Genomic DNA, 17,502 nt, shown 5'->3' with positions numbered 1-17,502 from the left:
GCAATTGGATATGCAAGGGGGAACAGCATTGAGAACATTAACAGCAGTACTATTAGGCGCAGGCAGTAGAGGAAGATACATCTATGGACCGTATGCGGAAAAATTTCCGAATGAACTGAAGTTTGTTGCGGTAGCCGAGCCTGATGATGAACGCAGACAACGTTTTGCAGAGATTCATCAGATTGCTGAAGAACACGTTTACAATTCGTGGGACAAAGCATTTGAGCAGGGGAAAATAGCCGACGTAATGATAATCTGCACGCTTGATCGGATGCACTATATACCAGCAATGAAAGCGATGGAGCTTGGCTACCATGTCATGCTGGAGAAGCCCATGTCACCGAATGTGCAGGAATGTATAGACCTGGAGCAAGCATCCCTTAAACATCAGCGTTTGCTGGTGGTCACGCATGTGCTTCGCTATTCCCCGTTCTGGTCGGGCATCAAAAAATGCATCGAGGATGGGGAGCTGGGTGCCATCGGCACCATTCAGTTAACCGAAAACGTAGGCTATCACCATATGGTTCATAGCTACGTACGCGGCAATTGGCGCAATTCCGAGGAAACAAGCCCGATGATTTTGGCCAAGTCCTGCCATGACCTGGACCTCATCTCCTGGCTGATGGATGAACCGTGCACTGCGGTCAGCTCCTTTGGCTCATTGCTTCATTTTAAAGCCGAGAACGCGCCGGAGGGTGCTACGGACCGCTGCATCGATGGTTGCGAAGCCGAGAGGGAATGTGCTTTTTCAGCGATTAAAATGTATTTGGAGCAACCTGCCGATCATTGGGCGCGCTATATGACGCATGATTTATCACAGGAAGGCATTATCCGGGCGCTCAAGGAAGGACCGTTCGGACGCTGCGTCTATCGCTGCGATAATAATGTTGTCGACCATCAGGTCGTCAATATGGAATTTGCCAGCGGCGCTAATGCTAACTTCATTATGTCGGGATTAACCCAAAGCGGTACTCGCCGTGTGCAGATTATGGGTACGCAGGGAGAGATCATAGGCGACATGGATAAGGGTTCTTTTACGCTGTACCGTTATGCGACGGGCGAAGAGATTGAAATTAAATGCAGCGTGCAGGGCGACGGCCACGGCGGAGGCGATGAGCGCATGGTGAGCTCCTTCCTTAAAAATGTACATAAGTTCGACCGCAACCCGTCTCAAGGCCTTACATCGGCTACCGCTTCCTTGCAAAGCCATTTGATTGCCTTCGCTTCCGAACAATCCCGTTTGCAGCAGGGCAGAAGCATCAAGCTGACCGAGATGTATCAGAAGGAAGAAGCGGGCGTTTAATTGTACACAACTGTGGAACTTGAATTAATTCGACCGCAAATTCGCCGTATGAATTGAATGAAGCCGCGAGGGTGGACGGCGCCATAGCCGCTGCAGATGATATCTGCCGGCTAATGGTTCACCTTCGGACTGATCTTCTAAGACATTTCGCGAGCAAGAAGGGAATGAGGAATGAGAATTTTTTATTTTTGAAAGCGATTCCAATCAGGGCGTTTGCCGAATTTCGTGAAAGGGGGGATCCATTTAGGTATTCATCACTAAGCGGGTAAAGATTTCAGGCATTTCTACACTTGAGATTAAAAAGGAGCTGACCTAATGACGTTGAACAAGAAATGGGGATCCGTCCTTCTGACAGTAGTATTGCTGATTTCCTCGATTTCTGCGGTGCAGGCAAAATCGCCTGTTCCGGCAGTGGAGGAGACGCAATTCCGCAATCTAGCGGCCGGCCTCCCGTATGAATGGTCCGAGGAGCCAGAAGCGTCGCATCCTGACAACGGTTACAAACTTACGGATGGAAAATACGGCACGTTGGATAAGAATGACCCGGCATGGGTAGGGCATCTGCGTGGAAAAACGCGGGAAGTCGTCTTTGATCTCGGTGAGGAAAAGTCAATCGGAAAGATTACCGCTCACTTCTTCCAAGATTATCCTACCAACTCGATCCTCGTACCTTTGACCGTATCGATGTTTGTCTCCGATGATAAAGAACATTGGGGCCTGCTGTCACATAACGCCACTCAGCTGCTCTGGGGGGAAGGACCGCCAAGGCAGGAGAACTTTGAATGGGACGGCAGCCGGGATGGAATCAAAGGCGGGAATACGGACGGCAAGCTGGCTTATGCGCGTTATGTTAAAGTAACCTTTACGATGCATCCTTCGCAATGGGAATACATTGACGAAATCGAAATTATAGGTACGGATGGCAAGGCTCAGGGGGCGGTAAAGGTTCCTGCCGAACAGCCTCGTTTTTTGGAGCCGGGAGAAGCTACAGCCGGTATCCGGAACCTGAATCTGCTGTATAACGGACAATATGCAGATGGGTTGGGCGATTGGAACAAAGAACGGATCATCCCGAACATCAGTTATGTAAATCAAGATGGCGAGCCTGTCGACTGGCTTTTTGACGGTATATTATATCTCGGACTGGCTTCGCCTGCCGGCCGTGACTTCGGTGTCGGACAAACGATCCTGGAGGACTGGAACTGGTATTTGGATAAAACCTTCGCTGCCACGGGGGATATGCAGCAGTTGAATGAGGCTACAATAGAGGTCGGAGCCAAGCTAAATCAGCCTGATCATAAAATGAAGGTTGTCCTCATGATTCCAAACCCGGGTGAGTACGTAAACGACTTTGGCGACGTTGACGGTGACGGGGTATCCGAAAGCTTTAACGACTCGGTTGTCGGCAAAGAGAAAGCGCTCGAAAACCGGATAAAAGCGATGCAGTGGTGGCTGGATCAGGTTCGCCAGAGGTGGCAGGAGGCGAACTATTCCCATCTGGAGCTTGTCGGGATGTACTGGCTGGAAGAACAAATCAGCACAAGCGATACAGGTCCGGATTTGATCAAAGCTGTAAGCGGCAAAGTTCATGACATGAACTTGAAATTTTTCTGGATTCCGCACTCTTTGGCATACAAAAGCTTTATGTGGAAAGAGGTAGGGTTTGATGCCGTGGCGCTTCAGCCTAACTATTTCTTCGGCGGAACGGATTCCGACCGCTTGGAAGATGCCGCGAACCTGGCCAAGCAATATGGGATGTCAAACGAGCTGGAGTTCGATGATCGGATGCTGTCGGACGACGTATTCCGCAACCGCTATGTCGAATACTTGAACAGCGGCGTTGAAACCGGCTTGATGCAAAATGGTTTTAGAGCTTATTACCAAGGCAATAATGCCGTTTACAACTTAGGGGTAAGCAAAGACCCAAGCTTGCGTTTGATGTATGACTGGCTGTACCAGTTCTTGAACGGAACGTACACGATTGACAGCAGCCCGACACCGGAGACAATGGAGGAGCTTGTACGCAGTTATGTCGCGTCGAACGAAATCAATTCGGCTTTTGGCAATGAGTTGTTGTATCGTTTGCAGATCATCAAGCTGCTTCTGGAGCAAAACAAGCCGAAGGATGCCGTAACGTATATGCAGGATTTCCTCGTACACATTCACGACCCGGCCGTGCAAGCACAAGGGTTGATTTCGGCACCGGCAGCAACGGTGCTTGATACCTATGCCCAAGTTCTCATGGAAACTTGGTCTGACGACTGGGGCCTCAGCAATCTGGCTCAAGGTCTAAGCTATGCCATTTCGCGACCGCCTAACAGCAACTATCCCGATTCCGGGAATGAACTGACGAACGGCCTATTCGGCGGAACGGATTTCAGCAACGAGCAGTGGCAGGGCCATGCGGGAAGCGCCTACCCTGAAGAACGAAGCCGCACCATCACATTGGATTTGGGCCGCAACAAATCGATCGGATCAATCAGAGCCCATTTTCTTCAGGATCAAGGACCTGGCATCTATTTCCCACAGAACGTCGCTTTTTCCGTTTCAACGAACGGCCAAACCTGGAGCTCGCTGGCAACCGTTTCTCCGCCATCGGCTCATGATGCTGCCTCTGCCGAATACGTGAGATGGAGCGGCTCAGCAGACGGCGTGCCGGGGAAAGCGGGAGCCGATAAAGTGTTCGCCCGCTACGTCAAGATCGAATTCCCGGTCAACGTCTGGGTCTTCCTTGATGAAATCGAAGTTCTTGGCATGGACGGCAAGGCGAATGGTGCCGTCGTTTTGCCGCCGACGCCGTAAATACCGGGCATCCGGTAACGGCAGTGAATTCCATGACATATTCTGTCGCGCCATGATGCACGGTATCTTATGATTCCTAATAAAAAGCCATGAGCGCAGCATTATTTTTCACGCTGTGACCCATGGCTTTTGCTTTTGAATCGGTCCTGGCGCCCCCATGGGAAGTGAAGGACTCGAGGAAGCCGAGTTGGACGAGATGATCGACTACCATGAGAAATATGCTCGAGCGTATGAGCACTAAATAAAGAATCGTGTAAGGCTGGAGGATTTATGGAAAGGTTAGCCAGAGTCTACTGGTTGGCCTTTTTTTGTACTCGTCTTGATGGCACAATGGAAAAAAATGTACTGCAACTTTTATCGGTTGTAAGCGTCATTACCATAAGACACCAGCAGAAGAGGGGATAGAAAGGAAATGAATAAGGTTTTATCAGGGCTCGTATTCGTTTTGGTAATGATGATCAGCTTACCGGGCCAGGCATCTATGGAGCAGGCTTCCCTGGAAGTAAGTTTTCAGGACGAACAGTTGGAGCAAGCGATAAAGCAGATTTTAAAAAAGGATGAAAATGCGGCTGTTACACAGAAAGATATGGAATCATTAACATTACTTGATCTTTCAAGACGAGGAATTAAAAGCATTCAAGGCTTGCAATATGCTTCCAATGTGAAATTTCTTGACTTGTCCAATAATGAAATTGACGATATTACGCCTCTCAAGCCATTGATTAAGATTCGCGAACTTGATATTGCGGACAATCAGATCGCTTCAATTCAGGATTTGTCCGCCATGACGGATTTGGAAATGTTGATCGTAAACCGGAACCAAATTTCGTCGATTGATGTGATCAAGCAGCTTGGGCGTCTGCATACATTCGAAGCGAACGATAATCAAATCTCGAATATAACGGCATTATCGTCGGCCACAGAATTAACATGGTTACAACTGAACGGGAACCAGATCGCGAATATTCAGCCCTTGAGCAGATTAACCAAGCTAAAGAATTTGGAAATAGCGAGCAATCGATTCTCGGACCTGAGTCCACTTAAGCCTCTATCCAAAAGTTTAATGAGCCTAAACATCGGAAGCAATCGAATTTCGGATCTCCGTGCGCTTGAAGGGATGACGCTAATGAGGGCTCTTTCCGCGGAAAACAATCAGATCAAGAAACTAGATCCACTGAAAAAAATGTCTAACCTGTCTTCCTTGAATCTAAACTCTAATTTGGTTTACAATCTTGAGCCTTTGAAATCCTTAAGCGAACTTCATTATTTACATCTAGCGGATAACCGTGTGTGGAATTTGGATCCCATTCGAAATCATACGTTCGATCCTCCTCATTTTGACACGGGAGCAATTAGATACGCGTTGGATTTAAGCGGTAACTATTTGGATTTAAGAAGTACGACCAAAACGTATCAACTACTCAATAAGCTCGGTGGGGATGGATCCCGCCAACTGAAAGCCCAGCGATTAGTGATCGGGAGCAGAACTGCTTACATAGGAGAGAGTTCTTTTAAGTTAAGCGAATCCCCGTTTATTGCTTCGAGCCGCACTTATGTCCCGATTCGATTTGTATCCGAGCGATCGGGTTCGAAGGTAGGGTGGAACCAAAGCAAACAAGAGGTAACGATCAGCAAAGACAACACGACAATCCGTTGGAAAGTGAATGAAAAGAAAGCAAACGTGAATGGAAAAACCGTTTCATTTGATGCGCCGTTACTGTTGAAGAAGAATAGTTCGTTTATCCCCGTACGCTTCGTGTCCGAGCTGTTAGGCTCTCCCGTTGAATACGTGGCGAATCCCAAAACGGTAATCATATTTGAGCAAAAATAGCTTTACGTACTGCCTGAGCCCTCCGGCGTAAATTGCTGGAGGGGTTTGTTTTAAAATAACAAGGATTGAGTTAAGGTCAAGGATATAATCGAACCGTGGGAGGAGTCATCCATGAAAAAAACAATACTCGCACTAACATTTTCTTTAGTGTGTACCTTACTAATCGGTAATCCAGCGATAAGCTTCGCCGATAATTTATCGAACACGGTTGACAATGGAATAATCGAAAATGGACGAATGCTGATTCCATTACGCGCTGTTTCAGAGAAATTCAATTCAGAAGTAACTTGGAACCAGGCAAAAAAAAAGCATTACGATTATTCGCGGCAAACGAGAGCTATTGCTGCGCGTGAACTCTCGCACAGCTTTATTAAATAACGCTGCTTTCAGCCTTGATGTGCCAGCAAAAATCGATCATGGAACGACTTATGTGCCCGCACGTGTTTTTGCTGAAGCTTTTGGCGGAACGGCGCTGTGGTCCAAACAAGAGCGAAAAACAACCATTACGATCGGTCTGCAACTGGTCTTTATCCATACAGAGCCGCAGAAGCCTTGGAGAATGAGTCAAGAAAGAATAAACGTACTGAATGAAAAGATAAATGAAGCCACCGATCTCTCAAGCTATTCCCAAATCCGAACACATTTCAGACCTTATTTCACGGACTCATTTATAAACAAGATTATTCACAGTAATGGCATTAAAAATAACGCTATACTAACAAAAAAGGCCGATATTACTTACAGTAGTACCACAGCGGCGAGAATGCACCAATCGGCTTACTTTGAAAGCGGACCTATCAATCTTGAGCTTGTTGATCGTTTTGTATTCTATAAATTGGTTGATAACCAATGGAAGGTAGATGATGTGAACGTGGGTAGACAAATTATTGCGCCATAATACGGTCGAGAGCAGGATAAGCGCCAGAAGAATTATGATGTCGCTGCATGATATTTTTAAAGAAGGGTTTAAAAACAGCCGATCCACGTGGATCGGCTGTTTGTGTTTAAGCTAATGAGCAGCTTAATAATGTTATACCTCATGCAATCGTAAGGGATGCAATGTATCCTATTCCATATGGAGGATGCTGGCTAGTTACATTCTACCGATGGACTAATACTACATACACTGATCAATGCGAAAGATTTTTGTGAGCTGAATATCTTAAGGTTTGCAGCCAAAAATATGTCAGCATGCCCAGCAGCGTAATCATTCCACCTACAAATTGAAATGCGGAGATCGTTTCTCCCAACAACAGATAAGCCAGCATAATGGCCAAAACGGGTTCGCCGATAATGCCTACGGAAACCGTTGTTGCACCAATGGACTTGAGCAGCACGTTGAAAACATATTGGCCAAAGATCGTGGGAATGATCGCAAGCAGAAGGAAGTATGTCCAATCCGAAGCGTTGTAATGGGTCAAAGAATGGTGATTCCACAAACTGTAGACGAGCAGGACACTCCCCCCAGTAAAGAAGACGACAGCACTATATAGATTCGCATTGATTTTGTGGCTCACTTTCTGTCCGACCAGCATATAAGCCGACACCAGTATGGTTCCTATCAGTGACAAACCGTCCCCGATCAATGCCTCTCTTGAAACTCCAATATCTCCCCAAGCGATAATAAGCGAGCCAAACAAGGCGGCAACCAAGCAGAGAACGGTCAACACACTCGCTCGTTCCCTAAACATATAGTACGAACCGATCATCACAAACAAGGGCTGTAGCGCCAGGATAACCATGGAACTCGCCACGGAGGTATATACCAACGACTCCATCCAAAACAGGAAATGCAATCCCAGAAGCAGGCCGGCCAAAAAAACGGTTCTCCAATCCTTCGAGTCCAGTTTCGAGGAGCGGAGCGTTTTCCAGGGGACAAACGGAAGCATGATGAGTGCCGATAGATAAAGTCTGTACATACCGGCTACAGCGGTTGGCGTGTCCGATGATTTGATCATGATCGAAGATACGGATACCGACAGAATGGCGATAAAAAGCAGGATATACGGATGAAGCTGTAACGTTAATTTATATCTTTTCAATGATTACCCTCCAAGAGGGCCTATCCGATCGTCTGTGCACAGGCTAGTGATAAGCCAAATTCATGATATAATAATATCATCGTATATTATTGTATAGTGTAATTATATCCTTCAATAATATAGATATATCGTCATAGAAAGGAGCTAGTTGGAATGGCAAAGCCGCTGCATGAAACTATTTTGTACCCCGACGATTCGTTTCCTTATATCATGTACACGCATACGCTTCATAAAAGCATTCCCGAAGGCAGAGGATTCAACGATCTGCATTGGCACGAAGATCTGCAGATCACGTTGGTGACGAAAGGAAAACTGAGTATTCAAGTAAATGGGATGGATCATGAGCTGGAAACCGGCCAGGCGATTCTGATCAACAAGGGAGTTCTTCATGTGGCGACGCAGCTAACGCATGACGGTCAATATGTGAGTTTCAATTTTCCTGAGAAACTGCTCGCCTTCCACACGGACAGTGCCATGGAAAAAAATTATGTGCTCCCTTTTACCCATTCTTCTTTCGTTTCGCTCGTGATCACAGGAGACGCGGAGTGGGAGAAGCAGGTATTGGACCTGCTCTGGGAAATGAGAAAGAAGTTTAATATTAAAAAAAGCTGGGGATGGGAATATGAGATTTCGATTCAAACCGTACAGCTATGGTACATCTTGATCTCCAATATGTCGGTCTCTCCCGTGGAAGCACCAAAACACGTGAAGCGGCAACAGGAGAGACTGCAATTCATGCTTAGCTTCATACATCAAAACTACTCGTTTCCTGTAACGCTGCAAGAAATTGCCGATGTTGCGCATCTGAGCATCTCGGAGTGCACCCGATGTTTTAAAAAAACGGTTCATATGACCCCCTACGAGTATCTGATCAAGTACCGGATAAAGAAAAGCAGCGAATTATTAATATCAACGGACGACACCATAACCGAGATCGCCCGCAGGGTAGGCTTCAATCATGTCAATCATTTTATTCAGTCTTTTAAAAAGTACCACGAAAGAACACCCAAAGATTTTAGAAAGCATAGAGCTGAAATGAAACATTCCAAAGTTTAACGTATATCCATTCAGTTTCATACTTTAACTGAGAAGACGATAGAGAAATCGGTAGTCTATCGTGAGGTCACGTATATGTCGGTTCTGAAAAAACGCAAGTGGATTTTATGGTTGTCCGCTTTAGTCCTGATCGTTGCAGTTCCAATAACAATTTTCATGCAAATTATCATTCATTCAAATATACCAGAACTTGCGGATGGTAGCATTGAGCAGCGGTATGCGCAGAAAGGAAGCTATCATGTAAAGGTAGAAGAAGTTAAGAAAATGAGCGAGGAGGCTTTATTTAGAATATACTACCCGGCATTTCAAGAAGACGAATCCTATCCTATTATTTCATGGGGGAATGGAACAGATGCCACGCCAGATCGTTATGATGAGCTCTTAACTCATCTGGCTAGCTGGGGATTCATAGTAATAGATTCGTACAGCAAGACAACAGGAACAGGCAAAGAAATTGTGGAGGCTATTGATTATTTGAAAAATGAAAACGAACAAGCAAACAGCTTGTTCAATCAAAAAATACAAATGGAACATATTGGTGCAGCTGGGCATTCTCAAGGGGCTACAGGTGTCATTAATGCACATACCAACTATAAAAGTGGATCGTTGATTAAGACGGTTGTTTCCATCGCTCTCCCGGATTTGAAGCATTGTGATCCGGAAGATGTGTACGATACAGCACGTATTACCGTTCCTTTTCTCATTATGGGAGGTACACGAGATTTCATAATCTCACCGGTATCAACGAATCAATTAGCCTTACATAATACTCATGCAAGCACGCCAGTTATGATGGGGATGGCGAAAGGTGCTGCTCATACAGCGATTGAAGGTAATGGGGGCAATCATAGGGGGTACTTGACGGCTTGGATGAGATATCGGCTGTTTGATGATCAGGAAGCCATGAAGGCATTTCATGGGGATTCTTCCGAGATGATGCTAAATACGAATTGGGTGGACGTTGAACAAGCTAATATGGATGATCATACATTCGTGAATCCATAACAATCATGTTCGGTTATATCCCCTCGTGGGATTATGTTCGTGTAATTTATAGGACTTTCTCTCTGGCGGAGTGCTCTTTTGCTTGTATAGACGAAAAGAATCATTTTTCCGGGAAGTTTGATGAAATGGGTATACGACCTCTGTTGAATATAATACGATCAGTCTTATTACGTAACAAGTTCGAATTTACGACAACGGAGGGAAACGCTTTGAAGTACATTAGGACGATTATGATGATAGTAGGCGGCATCTGCTTGTTGGGCATTGGCTGTACCGTTCAGAAACAAGAATCGGAGATAACCCTAAGCGAACTCAAACAATCCGATAACAATATTCGCGTACCACATAATGACCGACTGCATATGTCTACTGATCAGAGGTGGGTTGAGGAAGAAGGGCATCAGTCTGATCTGATTCGGCTTCAATGGACGGCGGAAAGGGCTAAACCTGCAATCGTGTGGCTCGACGAGAAGGGAATGAACAAAACGGCGATCATATCGCATGACAAGGCTAACAATCCTGATCAGCACGACCATAAGCATATCTCATTCGAGACGACGATGTCGCCAACGGGGGAATATCCGAACCAACTGTTTACCCGGTTTGAAATTCCTTACGATACTGACGTTAGCGAGATTCGTACGCATTCTTCCAACTTCAATGTAATGAACGGCATATTGCGAGTCGCAGGGGAAAAAGGGACTAACCGGGATATCCAGTTCAGTGTAGCCGGCAAGGAAAATGAGACGATAACGAGATGGGCCCTTCGGGCAGATAGTTCCGAAGAACCGGGGGATAATTCCGGAGCCGATATGCAGTTCGTTCGTTACGACGATGACGGCAGCGTCGTTGATTCCCCGCTAACCATAAAGCGCAGCAGCGGTAATGTCGGTTTAGGTACGAATGACCCCGATACCAAGTTAGATGTAAACGGGGATATGCTTCGAATCCGGGAGAAATTTACGCCAGCTTCATCCACAGATGCCTGTAGTCAGGGTCAGATAGCATGGGACGACGATTATGTATATGTTTGCGTTACCGAAAACAAGTGGAAAAGAACAGAGCTCTCGTCCTGGTAACATTGGATAGGTGATAGGCGAAAAGGGGCAAGTGCGGGAAAGGGGCCTTGTCCTTTAACGGTATATGTTCAAGGATTGCCGCGGCACAAGAACATGGGCTAAAAAACCATAGTGGGTGTTTCGGCATAGCAAGCATCATCGATCCGGGTAGTTCAACAATCAAAGGAGAACTCCGCAAAATGTGATATCCATATTTAATTTTGTCATTTATCGCATCCCATTCACTCTTTCTTTTTTTTGAAGAAATCGAACTTGATCACATAATCAAAGAGAAAGGTGATTGCAACAGCTCCAAGTGGAATCATTGCGTATGCCCAAGGCGGATTATTTGGAGCTTCACCAGGGGGTGCATCAATTAAAATCTCAAAAAGAACAACACAGTAAATTACGGCCAATACAATACCTGTTACGTTCCTGCCTGTTTTACACATGGCTATTTTTCACCTTCCTTAACTTTAACAACCACTGAATATAAATCATCTTATTCTAGAAACGTTGAGAAGCGGGTCTTCCGGAACTTGAAGGTCTGGATAAGCTAAAGTGAACTGTTAAAGAAGGAGAGTCGGAAAGTCATTTTCAGCATCGTTTTCCTGTGGATTAGTCCGACGTTGGGTAGCAACAGGCTTTACCATTATAAGACAAAATGATTTTTAGGTTCAGAATAGGGGACCGGGGAATCCATTCAGACGTGCGATGACGCCGATTTGACCGACATGGTACGACTCATGCTCGAAAACATGATGGAAAATCCATCGCAGAGTCGGCGCCGAAGGCGGTTCCCAACCGTCTGAAAAACGAGGGAGCTGTATGGCTGGTGCATATTCATCGTAAACCATGGAATTGAGCTTCAGCTCCGTTTGGTTCCGAATGTCGATATAGGCCTGTAAAATTTGCTGCGAGTGCTCCAAAGACTGCGGAAGTAGACATTTTCCCTTAGAACTAATCACGTTAATCCACTCGTCTTCGCTGCGCGCGATGTGCTCAACGATCCAGGCGATAGTGTTGGGATGATCGGGATGCTTTGCATACCACTGTTCTTCCGTCAATTGGTTTAAATAAGGGATCAGGATCTTCCTTACATCATTTCGATAAGGAAAAAAAGCAACTAGTTTCATGACTCCTCCGGTAAGAAGATAGAATAAGTAAAAATTGAACTATCATCATAGAGGTTCATTATAGCTTAATATATGGACGGGAACAACGGAATCTCAAAGTTACGATAGTTGAAAGAAAACAGATGGAGCAGTTTGCCTGTTGGCAGCTGCTTCATTTTCATTACTCATAGTTCAATTATAATTGTTTTCTCAATCCTGTTTCTACATTGAAACTGTTAAACTGTAATTAAATTGAACGAATTGGGGAATTAGAGATGAGTAAAGGGAAGATCGTGTTTTTGAACGGAGTAACCAGTTCAGGAAAAACATCTATTGTAGACGCTATTCAATTAAAATCGGATGAGTTTTATTATGTTGTTGCTAACGATCTATTTGAGAATACAATTGGCGACCACTATCTTCGAGAAGATTATTGGAAATATTTAAGTGATGCCATTATTATGATGTATCATACCGCCAAACTATTTTCTGACCATGGTAAAAATGTGCTTATCGATGGCATCTTGGTAGAAAGACCTGAGTTAAAGCCGCATTATGAAAAAGTTAAGGACATATTTGCCGGGTACCCCTTTTATATGGTTGAAGTGTTTTGTCCTTTGGAAATTTGCCGCCAAAGAAATATTGAACGTGGAGATAGAGCTGAAGATCAATCAGACAGGCAAAACAGAATGATGGCAAAAGATATACAGTACGACTGTACTGTCAACACATACATAAATTCATCTGAAGAGTGTGCGGGTTCGATTCTAAAATGTTTGCATGGTAGGTCAAAAGATTAATCATGTTACGCCTCACGGGAAACAGCTCAATAACAACAAAAAGGCAGCCGACCAATGTGATCGGCTGTTTTTTTTTTCAACTGACGTGCTGAGTATTCTGTAGATAGGTGAAGAGGGACAAAAACATGGCATCTTTGGTACCGTTTTTAGGTAGTATACAATTTCAATATAATTGCAAACCTCAAAGCGCCTTGTATTCGTGTTCTTGATGTTGCGAGCTAAAGGTGTTTCTCTGACAAAGAACAAAAACTTAAAGCTTTCTCAACTCATGCAGAATGTCTTCCGGATCCAATCGCTGCATAAAATCCGGATTGACATAGGCGGAACGGATAATACCAGATTCATCGATCATGAAGGTGGAAGGAATCGGCAGGACCCAGCGGTTCATCGCATTGTATTCCGTTAGGTCCATGCCTACTTGTTTCATAATGTTCTGGATGTAGTCCGGAACGTCGTAAAGAATATTATAGAAGGCTGCCACGAGACCGTTTGTGTCGCTAAGCACTTGGAAGGACAGCTCTTCTTTCTCTTGCTGGGAAAGCGTGTTGTCCGGACTTTGTGGGCTGACTGCGATGAGCTGACCCCCGAGGGCTTCAATATCCGGAAGTAGCTCCTGATAGCTCTTAAGCTGAGTGTTGCAGAACGGGCACCATCCGCCCCGGTAGAAAGTTAGGACAACAGGTCCTTTGGACAGTTCATCATAGAGGTTAACCGTTTCTCCCAAAGCATTTTTGAGTGTGAAATCCTTGGCCTTCTGGCCCTCCTGTCGGCCGTAAGCTATACCGGACTCCTGTTGCTCCTGGATCTGTCGGAACATCTCCGCTTGGATCTCCAAAGGGGTATGCGCTATAAATTCCTGTTTGACTGTGGCTAATGCTTGAGTTAATGACATGTTTTGCTCCTTCTTTTTAGTTAATTATCCTCTCGGTTTGATCCTTGACTCATTATCTTCCTTCCCGCATCTTTAGGCAGACATCTCGGTTGACGAGTCGAAAGTATCCAGTCTGTTTTGCCTGCGTAAATGGATGATTTGTGCTGTCAAACCAACGATAAAAATGACGAGGAGAGTGGCTTGAGCGCCAAGTAGGACTGGCGAACTCAGATCGGAGACTAAGGGGTTGCCGTCTGGAACACGGGTCAGGATTTCAGTAACAGTCGGCAACATCAGCAGAAACGCCGTCAGGCTAAGGAAAATGGTCTCAAGGTACTTGCCGGAACTCCCAAAGCCTGAAATACGCCCGACGCCGTATCCGCCGAGCAGCAGCAGGATCGTTGCCGTGCTAATGACATAGCTGACCGACTGATGAGCGATGGGGAATACCGTGAGGGCGCCGATTATCATCGAAATGAAGTAGACGACACCAGGCCTTGACCTAGGGACAATTCGTCCGTAGCGAGCAAACATATATGTAGCCAGCGGAATGGCGGGCAAGCTGCTGAGCGTATGCACCCAGCCGAGTGATGAAATTCCAAACATAACTGACTCCTTTCAGTCCTTAAAGACAAGGGTGATTTGTTTTGTTATGTCGATAGATTTACGCGAGCCAATAATTGCGACTGACATCATGTCCTTCGCGCCACCAACTGTCGGACTGCGAACGAACATGCCTTCTTCGTAGACTGCCGACAACTAGATGACCCATATATCGGCACTTAGCGGATATGACGCGATTCGTTCGACAATAGCGAGCATATCCTCAACAGTACGTAGCCTCCTCTCTAGATGACTTAAGCTAAGGGGTTAAGTTAATCTCTTGTGATCTCGATCATGTCTGTAATTTTCGACACTGGACCAATCACAATGGAATTGCGAGTCGCTCCAAGAGCGGGCCTGTCACGAAGCTGAACATATTCGGATCGCCATAGGCCCGCGCCGAAAGCATAACTCCGTGAACCGTAGCCATGAATGCTTCGGCCTCGGCCTGCGGGGTACTTCTAAGTTGAAGTTGCCCAAGCCGCGATCCGCGATCCAGCACGGATGTCAACCACGTTGACAGATAGCGGAAATGCTCCCTGACCTCCATGGCAACCTCCTCGGGCAGGACAGGGAGTTGACTTGCCAACAACGCGCAGACACAAATCGGAGCGCTAGCGTCCGCGATGCAGGCTTCCCAATAGCCAACGTAAAACCGAAGCTGTTCGAGAGCATCGGATACATGGAGTTCAATATTCTCCATCCCCACTTCAGCTTCTTCCCGATACCGCGCAACCAGTGTTCGAACCAGATCGACCTTGCTTGGAAAATGGTGATGGATGCTCGCCTTACGAATCCCAACCACTTCAGCGATGTCAGCATAACTAAAACCGTTGTAGCCGCCGGCGATGATCAAAGAACGAGCACAAGTCAGAATGTCATCAGAAGTAGTAGTTAAATTTTTCATGTCATCAGTCTACCAACTAGTAGGTAGACTGTCAAGTGAGTTCCGAAATCTTATAAAAACTAAAGGAGGTGTATCTGGTCAGAGCGATCAGTTGCCTTTTTAAGCTAACGGTAGTGAACGTGGCCCCCAATTATTGGGGGAGCTCGTGATCGACTGAATCTGAAGCTGATCGAGACCCAACCCTTCAGCTCCGGCGTCGTGGTCCTTCGCTACACGCCCGTTCGTTAGCTGCCTGGCTGATCACCGCAGCTAGGCACTGCCAGACGAATCTATATGAGCACAAGATGCAGCCGGCTAACATCTGTCGGCTGCTTCGACGTGGAGCTTTTCTGCTGAACCTAACGAGCAAAGATACAAGTAGTGAGGAGGTATAAATTGACATTTTGCAGATTAATGAATACAATCAATACAGAACAAATGTTCGTAATGTACGGAATTGGAGGAACAAGTTCAATGGATTTGATTATTGAAAAAACCAGAGATATTCATGCAAGTAAGAAAGTTGTTTGGAAGGTATTAACTGATCCTGATTCCATTAGAGATTGGTTAGGGGTACATATTGAAACGGATTGGAGAGAAGAGAGTCCGATCACATTTTCATTCTCATGGGACGGAAAAAACCTTACCGATAAGGGACATATATTGAAATTCATGGAACCGGACACTTTCTCTTATGATTATTGGAGTGGGTTATCGGGAACTCCAGACACTCCAGAAAATTACTCAATTATTGCGTTCCGATTATTTGATAATCACGACAGCACAACACTTGTTTTAACGCACCGCAACTTTTCAACACCAACGATGTATGAACACTCGGATAAAAACTGGGAAGAGACTTTAGACAAAATAAAGCTATTAGCAGAAAAAGTGATATCATAGTTCAATTAACTTGTCGGGCACAAGAGCATAATCCATTGAGAGTCGCTAATTTAGCGGCTTTTTTTGTTTTAGCGGTACAATACGAACCGAAATGTAGCTTTTCTGTAGTTTATGTAGCCCCCTTAAGTCAAATAATAAACGACATACGCATAAAGTTATGAAATTATTGCTCTCATCTGCAGGTGTTAATAACATAAAACATGCACGACGCGCTAGTTGACATGCTGGGCAAGCCGTTGCCAACTCCAACGCACAGTGCATCCCCATCTCGATGTACGGACACCCTTGGGTGGGTCCCGGTGTCAAAGCCTGGCAGTTCATCAAAACGGCCGGGCAAAGGGGGACAGTCCTTGGATAACCTAGGGCTATTGGCGTTAGGAGGCGACCATCTTCCGATATTCGTTCGCGCTTACGCCGGTATAGGATTTAAATCGCTTATAGAACCAGTCGATTTCCGTATAGCCCACCTCATACGCAATTTCGTAAACCTTGAGATCCGTTTGCTCCAGCAATATTTTCGCTCTTTCCATGCGCTGGATGAGCAAATATTCGTTAAAACTCATATTTTCATGGTTCTTGAACTTTTGACCAAGATAGGAGCGGTTGAAATGGAATTTGCTCGATAAGTCTTTCAGGGTAATATTTTCGTGAAGCATTTTTCCTACATATTCCTTTACTCTGTGGATCACGTCATCCTCAGTGCGGTGATGGTTCGCCATTATAGCAGCTACGCTCTTCACCAGTTCCTCAGCCGGCAACGTGCTCGGTAAGTAATCACTGACCTGAAGCTGCAGCGCTTTTCGAATAACGGCAAATTTCATGGCATCCTCGATGACGATGATGGGCAATCGGCTTATCCTCCGGATCCGACCGCACAGTTCCAACCCTTCTTTAGGTTTGCCGTTCATGTTGATGACGGCCAGCGAATATCCATTCTTCTCAATCAGATGCAGCGATACGTCGCAATCATGTTCGCATATGTCCATGTTCATCCCGCATTTGCCCCAATCCTGCAGGCGAAGCATATCGCTTTCGGAACAGCAACTCAGATTGATATACAGCATCTTAGATATGATGACTCCCCCCCGTACATTTCCTTAAACGGAATATCATTCAAAATGTTTACGCTTACATTATGTTGCCCTGATCCCGTTCTTCACAATGTGCTTTTCTTTGCATAGCTAGCCGTTCTTTACTTCTTTCATAGCTGGGTTATAAAGATCGGTG

Annotated in this window: 17 protein-coding genes and 1 pseudogene; 11 read left to right on the top strand and 7 right to left on the bottom strand. The window is 45.6% G+C overall.

The genetic code is table 11. The annotated features are described in order from the left end of the window. The first annotated feature begins 28 nt into the window (after nucleotides 1–28). From RB298_RS13975 to RB298_RS13955, 5 genes are all read left to right on the top strand, one after another. The gene (locus RB298_RS13975; RefSeq protein WP_486047384.1) at nucleotides 29–1,303 is read left to right on the top strand and encodes a Gfo/Idh/MocA family protein; all 1,275 of its coding nucleotides are present in this window, start codon (nucleotides 29–31) and stop codon (nucleotides 1,301–1,303) included. Nucleotides 1,304–1,618: 315 nt separating this feature from the next. Continuing rightward, on the top strand, nucleotides 1,619–4,105 hold the full coding sequence (locus RB298_RS13970) for a DUF4855 domain-containing protein (protein WP_486047383.1): 2,487 nt from the start codon (nucleotides 1,619–1,621) through the stop codon (nucleotides 4,103–4,105). A gap of 412 nt (nucleotides 4,106–4,517) precedes the next feature. Further along, a complete protein-coding gene (locus RB298_RS13965) occupies nucleotides 4,518–5,936 on the top strand; it encodes a leucine-rich repeat domain-containing protein (protein WP_486047382.1) in 1,419 nt (472 codons plus the stop codon). A gap of 111 nt (nucleotides 5,937–6,047) precedes the next feature. Continuing rightward, the gene (locus tag RB298_RS13960; RefSeq protein ID WP_486047381.1) at nucleotides 6,048–6,314 is read left to right on the top strand and encodes a stalk domain-containing protein; all 267 of its coding nucleotides are present in this window, start codon (nucleotides 6,048–6,050) and stop codon (nucleotides 6,312–6,314) included. Next, nucleotides 6,286–6,834, top strand: coding sequence for a stalk domain-containing protein (locus RB298_RS13955; protein WP_486047380.1), 549 nt, complete (start codon nucleotides 6,286–6,288; stop codon nucleotides 6,832–6,834). Before RB298_RS13960 ends, RB298_RS13955 begins: the two co-directional genes overlap by 29 nt. Nucleotides 6,835–7,066: 232 nt before the next feature. Here RB298_RS13955 and RB298_RS13950 read toward each other — a convergent pair whose 3' ends face one another. Further along, the gene (locus RB298_RS13950; protein ID WP_486047379.1) at nucleotides 7,067–7,978 is read right to left on the bottom strand and encodes a DMT family transporter; all 912 of its coding nucleotides are present in this window, start codon (nucleotides 7,976–7,978) and stop codon (nucleotides 7,067–7,069) included. Between the two features lie 153 nt (nucleotides 7,979–8,131). Between RB298_RS13950 and RB298_RS13945 the strand changes: the two genes are divergently transcribed. The 3 genes from RB298_RS13945 to RB298_RS13935 all read left to right on the top strand — a co-directional run bounded on the left by RB298_RS13945 (nucleotide 8,132) and on the right by RB298_RS13935 (nucleotide 11,118). Continuing rightward, nucleotides 8,132–9,034, top strand: coding sequence for an AraC family transcriptional regulator (locus tag RB298_RS13945; RefSeq protein ID WP_486047378.1), 903 nt, complete (start codon nucleotides 8,132–8,134; stop codon nucleotides 9,032–9,034). A 75-nt stretch (nucleotides 9,035–9,109) separates the two neighbouring features. After that, nucleotides 9,110–10,039 carry a poly(ethylene terephthalate) hydrolase family protein gene (locus RB298_RS13940; protein WP_486047377.1) on the top strand — a complete coding sequence of 310 codons (930 nt, stop codon included), beginning with the start codon at nucleotides 9,110–9,112 and terminating at the stop codon, nucleotides 10,037–10,039. A gap of 209 nt (nucleotides 10,040–10,248) precedes the next feature. Continuing rightward, entirely contained in the window at nucleotides 10,249–11,118 is an 870-nt protein-coding gene (locus RB298_RS13935; RefSeq protein WP_375119927.1) for a hypothetical protein, read from the top strand. A gap of 221 nt (nucleotides 11,119–11,339) precedes the next feature. On the opposite strand, the gene RB298_RS13930 is transcribed toward RB298_RS13935, so the two are convergent. Together RB298_RS13930 and RB298_RS13925 are read right to left on the bottom strand one after the other, a co-directional pair. Next, nucleotides 11,340–11,549: a hypothetical protein gene (locus RB298_RS13930; protein ID WP_375119926.1), complete on the bottom strand. Its 210-nt coding sequence runs from the start codon at nucleotides 11,547–11,549 to the stop codon at nucleotides 11,340–11,342. A 225-nt stretch (nucleotides 11,550–11,774) separates the two neighbouring features. Continuing rightward, a complete protein-coding gene (locus RB298_RS13925) occupies nucleotides 11,775–12,233 on the bottom strand; it encodes a DinB family protein (RefSeq protein WP_096773867.1) in 459 nt (152 codons plus the stop codon). Between the two features lie 254 nt (nucleotides 12,234–12,487). On the opposite strand from RB298_RS13925, the gene RB298_RS13920 reads away from it, so the two are divergent. Continuing rightward, nucleotides 12,488–13,012 (top strand): phosphotransferase-like protein, encoded by a 525-nt coding sequence (locus tag RB298_RS13920; protein ID WP_375119923.1) that lies wholly within the window; start codon nucleotides 12,488–12,490, stop codon nucleotides 13,010–13,012. A 250-nt stretch (nucleotides 13,013–13,262) separates the two neighbouring features. Here RB298_RS13920 and RB298_RS13915 read toward each other — a convergent pair whose 3' ends face one another. The 3 genes from RB298_RS13915 to RB298_RS13905 form a co-directional block, all read right to left on the bottom strand. Then, nucleotides 13,263–13,904 (bottom strand): peroxiredoxin-like family protein, encoded by a 642-nt coding sequence (locus RB298_RS13915; RefSeq protein ID WP_096773865.1) that lies wholly within the window; start codon nucleotides 13,902–13,904, stop codon nucleotides 13,263–13,265. Nucleotides 13,905–13,976: 72 nt separating this feature from the next. After that, nucleotides 13,977–14,489, bottom strand: a complete 513-nt coding sequence (locus RB298_RS13910; protein WP_486047376.1) for a hypothetical protein — start codon at nucleotides 14,487–14,489, stop codon at nucleotides 13,977–13,979. Between the two features lie 319 nt (nucleotides 14,490–14,808). Further along, the gene (locus tag RB298_RS13905; RefSeq protein ID WP_486047375.1) at nucleotides 14,809–15,393 is read right to left on the bottom strand and encodes a TetR/AcrR family transcriptional regulator; all 585 of its coding nucleotides are present in this window, start codon (nucleotides 15,391–15,393) and stop codon (nucleotides 14,809–14,811) included. Nucleotides 15,394–15,846: 453 nt separating this feature from the next. Here RB298_RS13905 and RB298_RS13900 point away from each other — a divergent pair, with 453 nt between their 5' ends. Together RB298_RS13900 and RB298_RS13895 are read left to right on the top strand one after the other, a co-directional pair. Continuing rightward, nucleotides 15,847–16,275, top strand: coding sequence for an SRPBCC family protein (locus RB298_RS13900; protein ID WP_486047374.1), 429 nt, complete (start codon nucleotides 15,847–15,849; stop codon nucleotides 16,273–16,275). Nucleotides 16,276–16,432: 157 nt separating this feature from the next. Continuing rightward, nucleotides 16,433–16,597, top strand: a pseudogene (locus tag RB298_RS13895) (Type 1 glutamine amidotransferase-like domain-containing protein); the annotation flags it as partial. Nucleotides 16,598–16,649: 52 nt separating this feature from the next. Here the strand turns inward: RB298_RS13895 and RB298_RS13890 are convergent. Continuing rightward, nucleotides 16,650–17,339: a helix-turn-helix domain-containing protein gene (locus RB298_RS13890; protein WP_486047373.1), complete on the bottom strand. Its 690-nt coding sequence runs from the start codon at nucleotides 17,337–17,339 to the stop codon at nucleotides 16,650–16,652. Nucleotides 17,340–17,502 lie beyond the last annotated feature (163 nt).

Origin of the sequence: Priestia sp. BR_2 (genome assembly GCF_041954005.1) — a bacterium.
GTDB lineage: Bacteria > Bacillota > Bacilli > Paenibacillales > Paenibacillaceae > Paenibacillus_AQ > Paenibacillus_AQ lautus_A.
The sequence above is the reverse complement of the archived record's forward strand: the minus strand, read 5'-3'. Positions and strand labels throughout refer to the sequence as shown.

Coding starts and splice junctions, on each gene's coding strand:
- RB298_RS13970 (WP_486047383.1), top strand. CDS start 1,619: ATGACGTTGAACAAGAAATGGGGATCCGTCCTTCTGACAGTAGTATTG.
- RB298_RS13965 (WP_486047382.1), top strand. CDS start 4,518: ATGAATAAGGTTTTATCAGGGCTCGTATTCGTTTTGGTAATGATGATC.
- RB298_RS13960 (WP_486047381.1), top strand. CDS start 6,048: ATGAAAAAAACAATACTCGCACTAACATTTTCTTTAGTGTGTACCTTA.
- RB298_RS13945 (WP_486047378.1), top strand. CDS start 8,132: ATGGCAAAGCCGCTGCATGAAACTATTTTGTACCCCGACGATTCGTTT.
- RB298_RS13940 (WP_486047377.1), top strand. CDS start 9,110: ATGTCGGTTCTGAAAAAACGCAAGTGGATTTTATGGTTGTCCGCTTTA.
- RB298_RS13930 (WP_375119926.1), bottom strand. CDS start 11,549: ATGTGTAAAACAGGCAGGAACGTAACAGGTATTGTATTGGCCGTAATT.
- RB298_RS13925 (WP_096773867.1), bottom strand. CDS start 12,233: ATGAAACTAGTTGCTTTTTTTCCTTATCGAAATGATGTAAGGAAGATC.
- RB298_RS13920 (WP_375119923.1), top strand. CDS start 12,488: ATGAGTAAAGGGAAGATCGTGTTTTTGAACGGAGTAACCAGTTCAGGA.
- RB298_RS13915 (WP_096773865.1), bottom strand. CDS start 13,904: ATGTCATTAACTCAAGCATTAGCCACAGTCAAACAGGAATTTATAGCG.
- RB298_RS13910 (WP_486047376.1), bottom strand. CDS start 14,489: ATGTTTGGAATTTCATCACTCGGCTGGGTGCATACGCTCAGCAGCTTG.
- RB298_RS13905 (WP_486047375.1), bottom strand. CDS start 15,393: ATGAAAAATTTAACTACTACTTCTGATGACATTCTGACTTGTGCTCGT.
- RB298_RS13900 (WP_486047374.1), top strand. CDS start 15,847: ATGGATTTGATTATTGAAAAAACCAGAGATATTCATGCAAGTAAGAAA.
- RB298_RS13890 (WP_486047373.1), bottom strand. CDS start 17,339: ATGCTGTATATCAATCTGAGTTGCTGTTCCGAAAGCGATATGCTTCGC.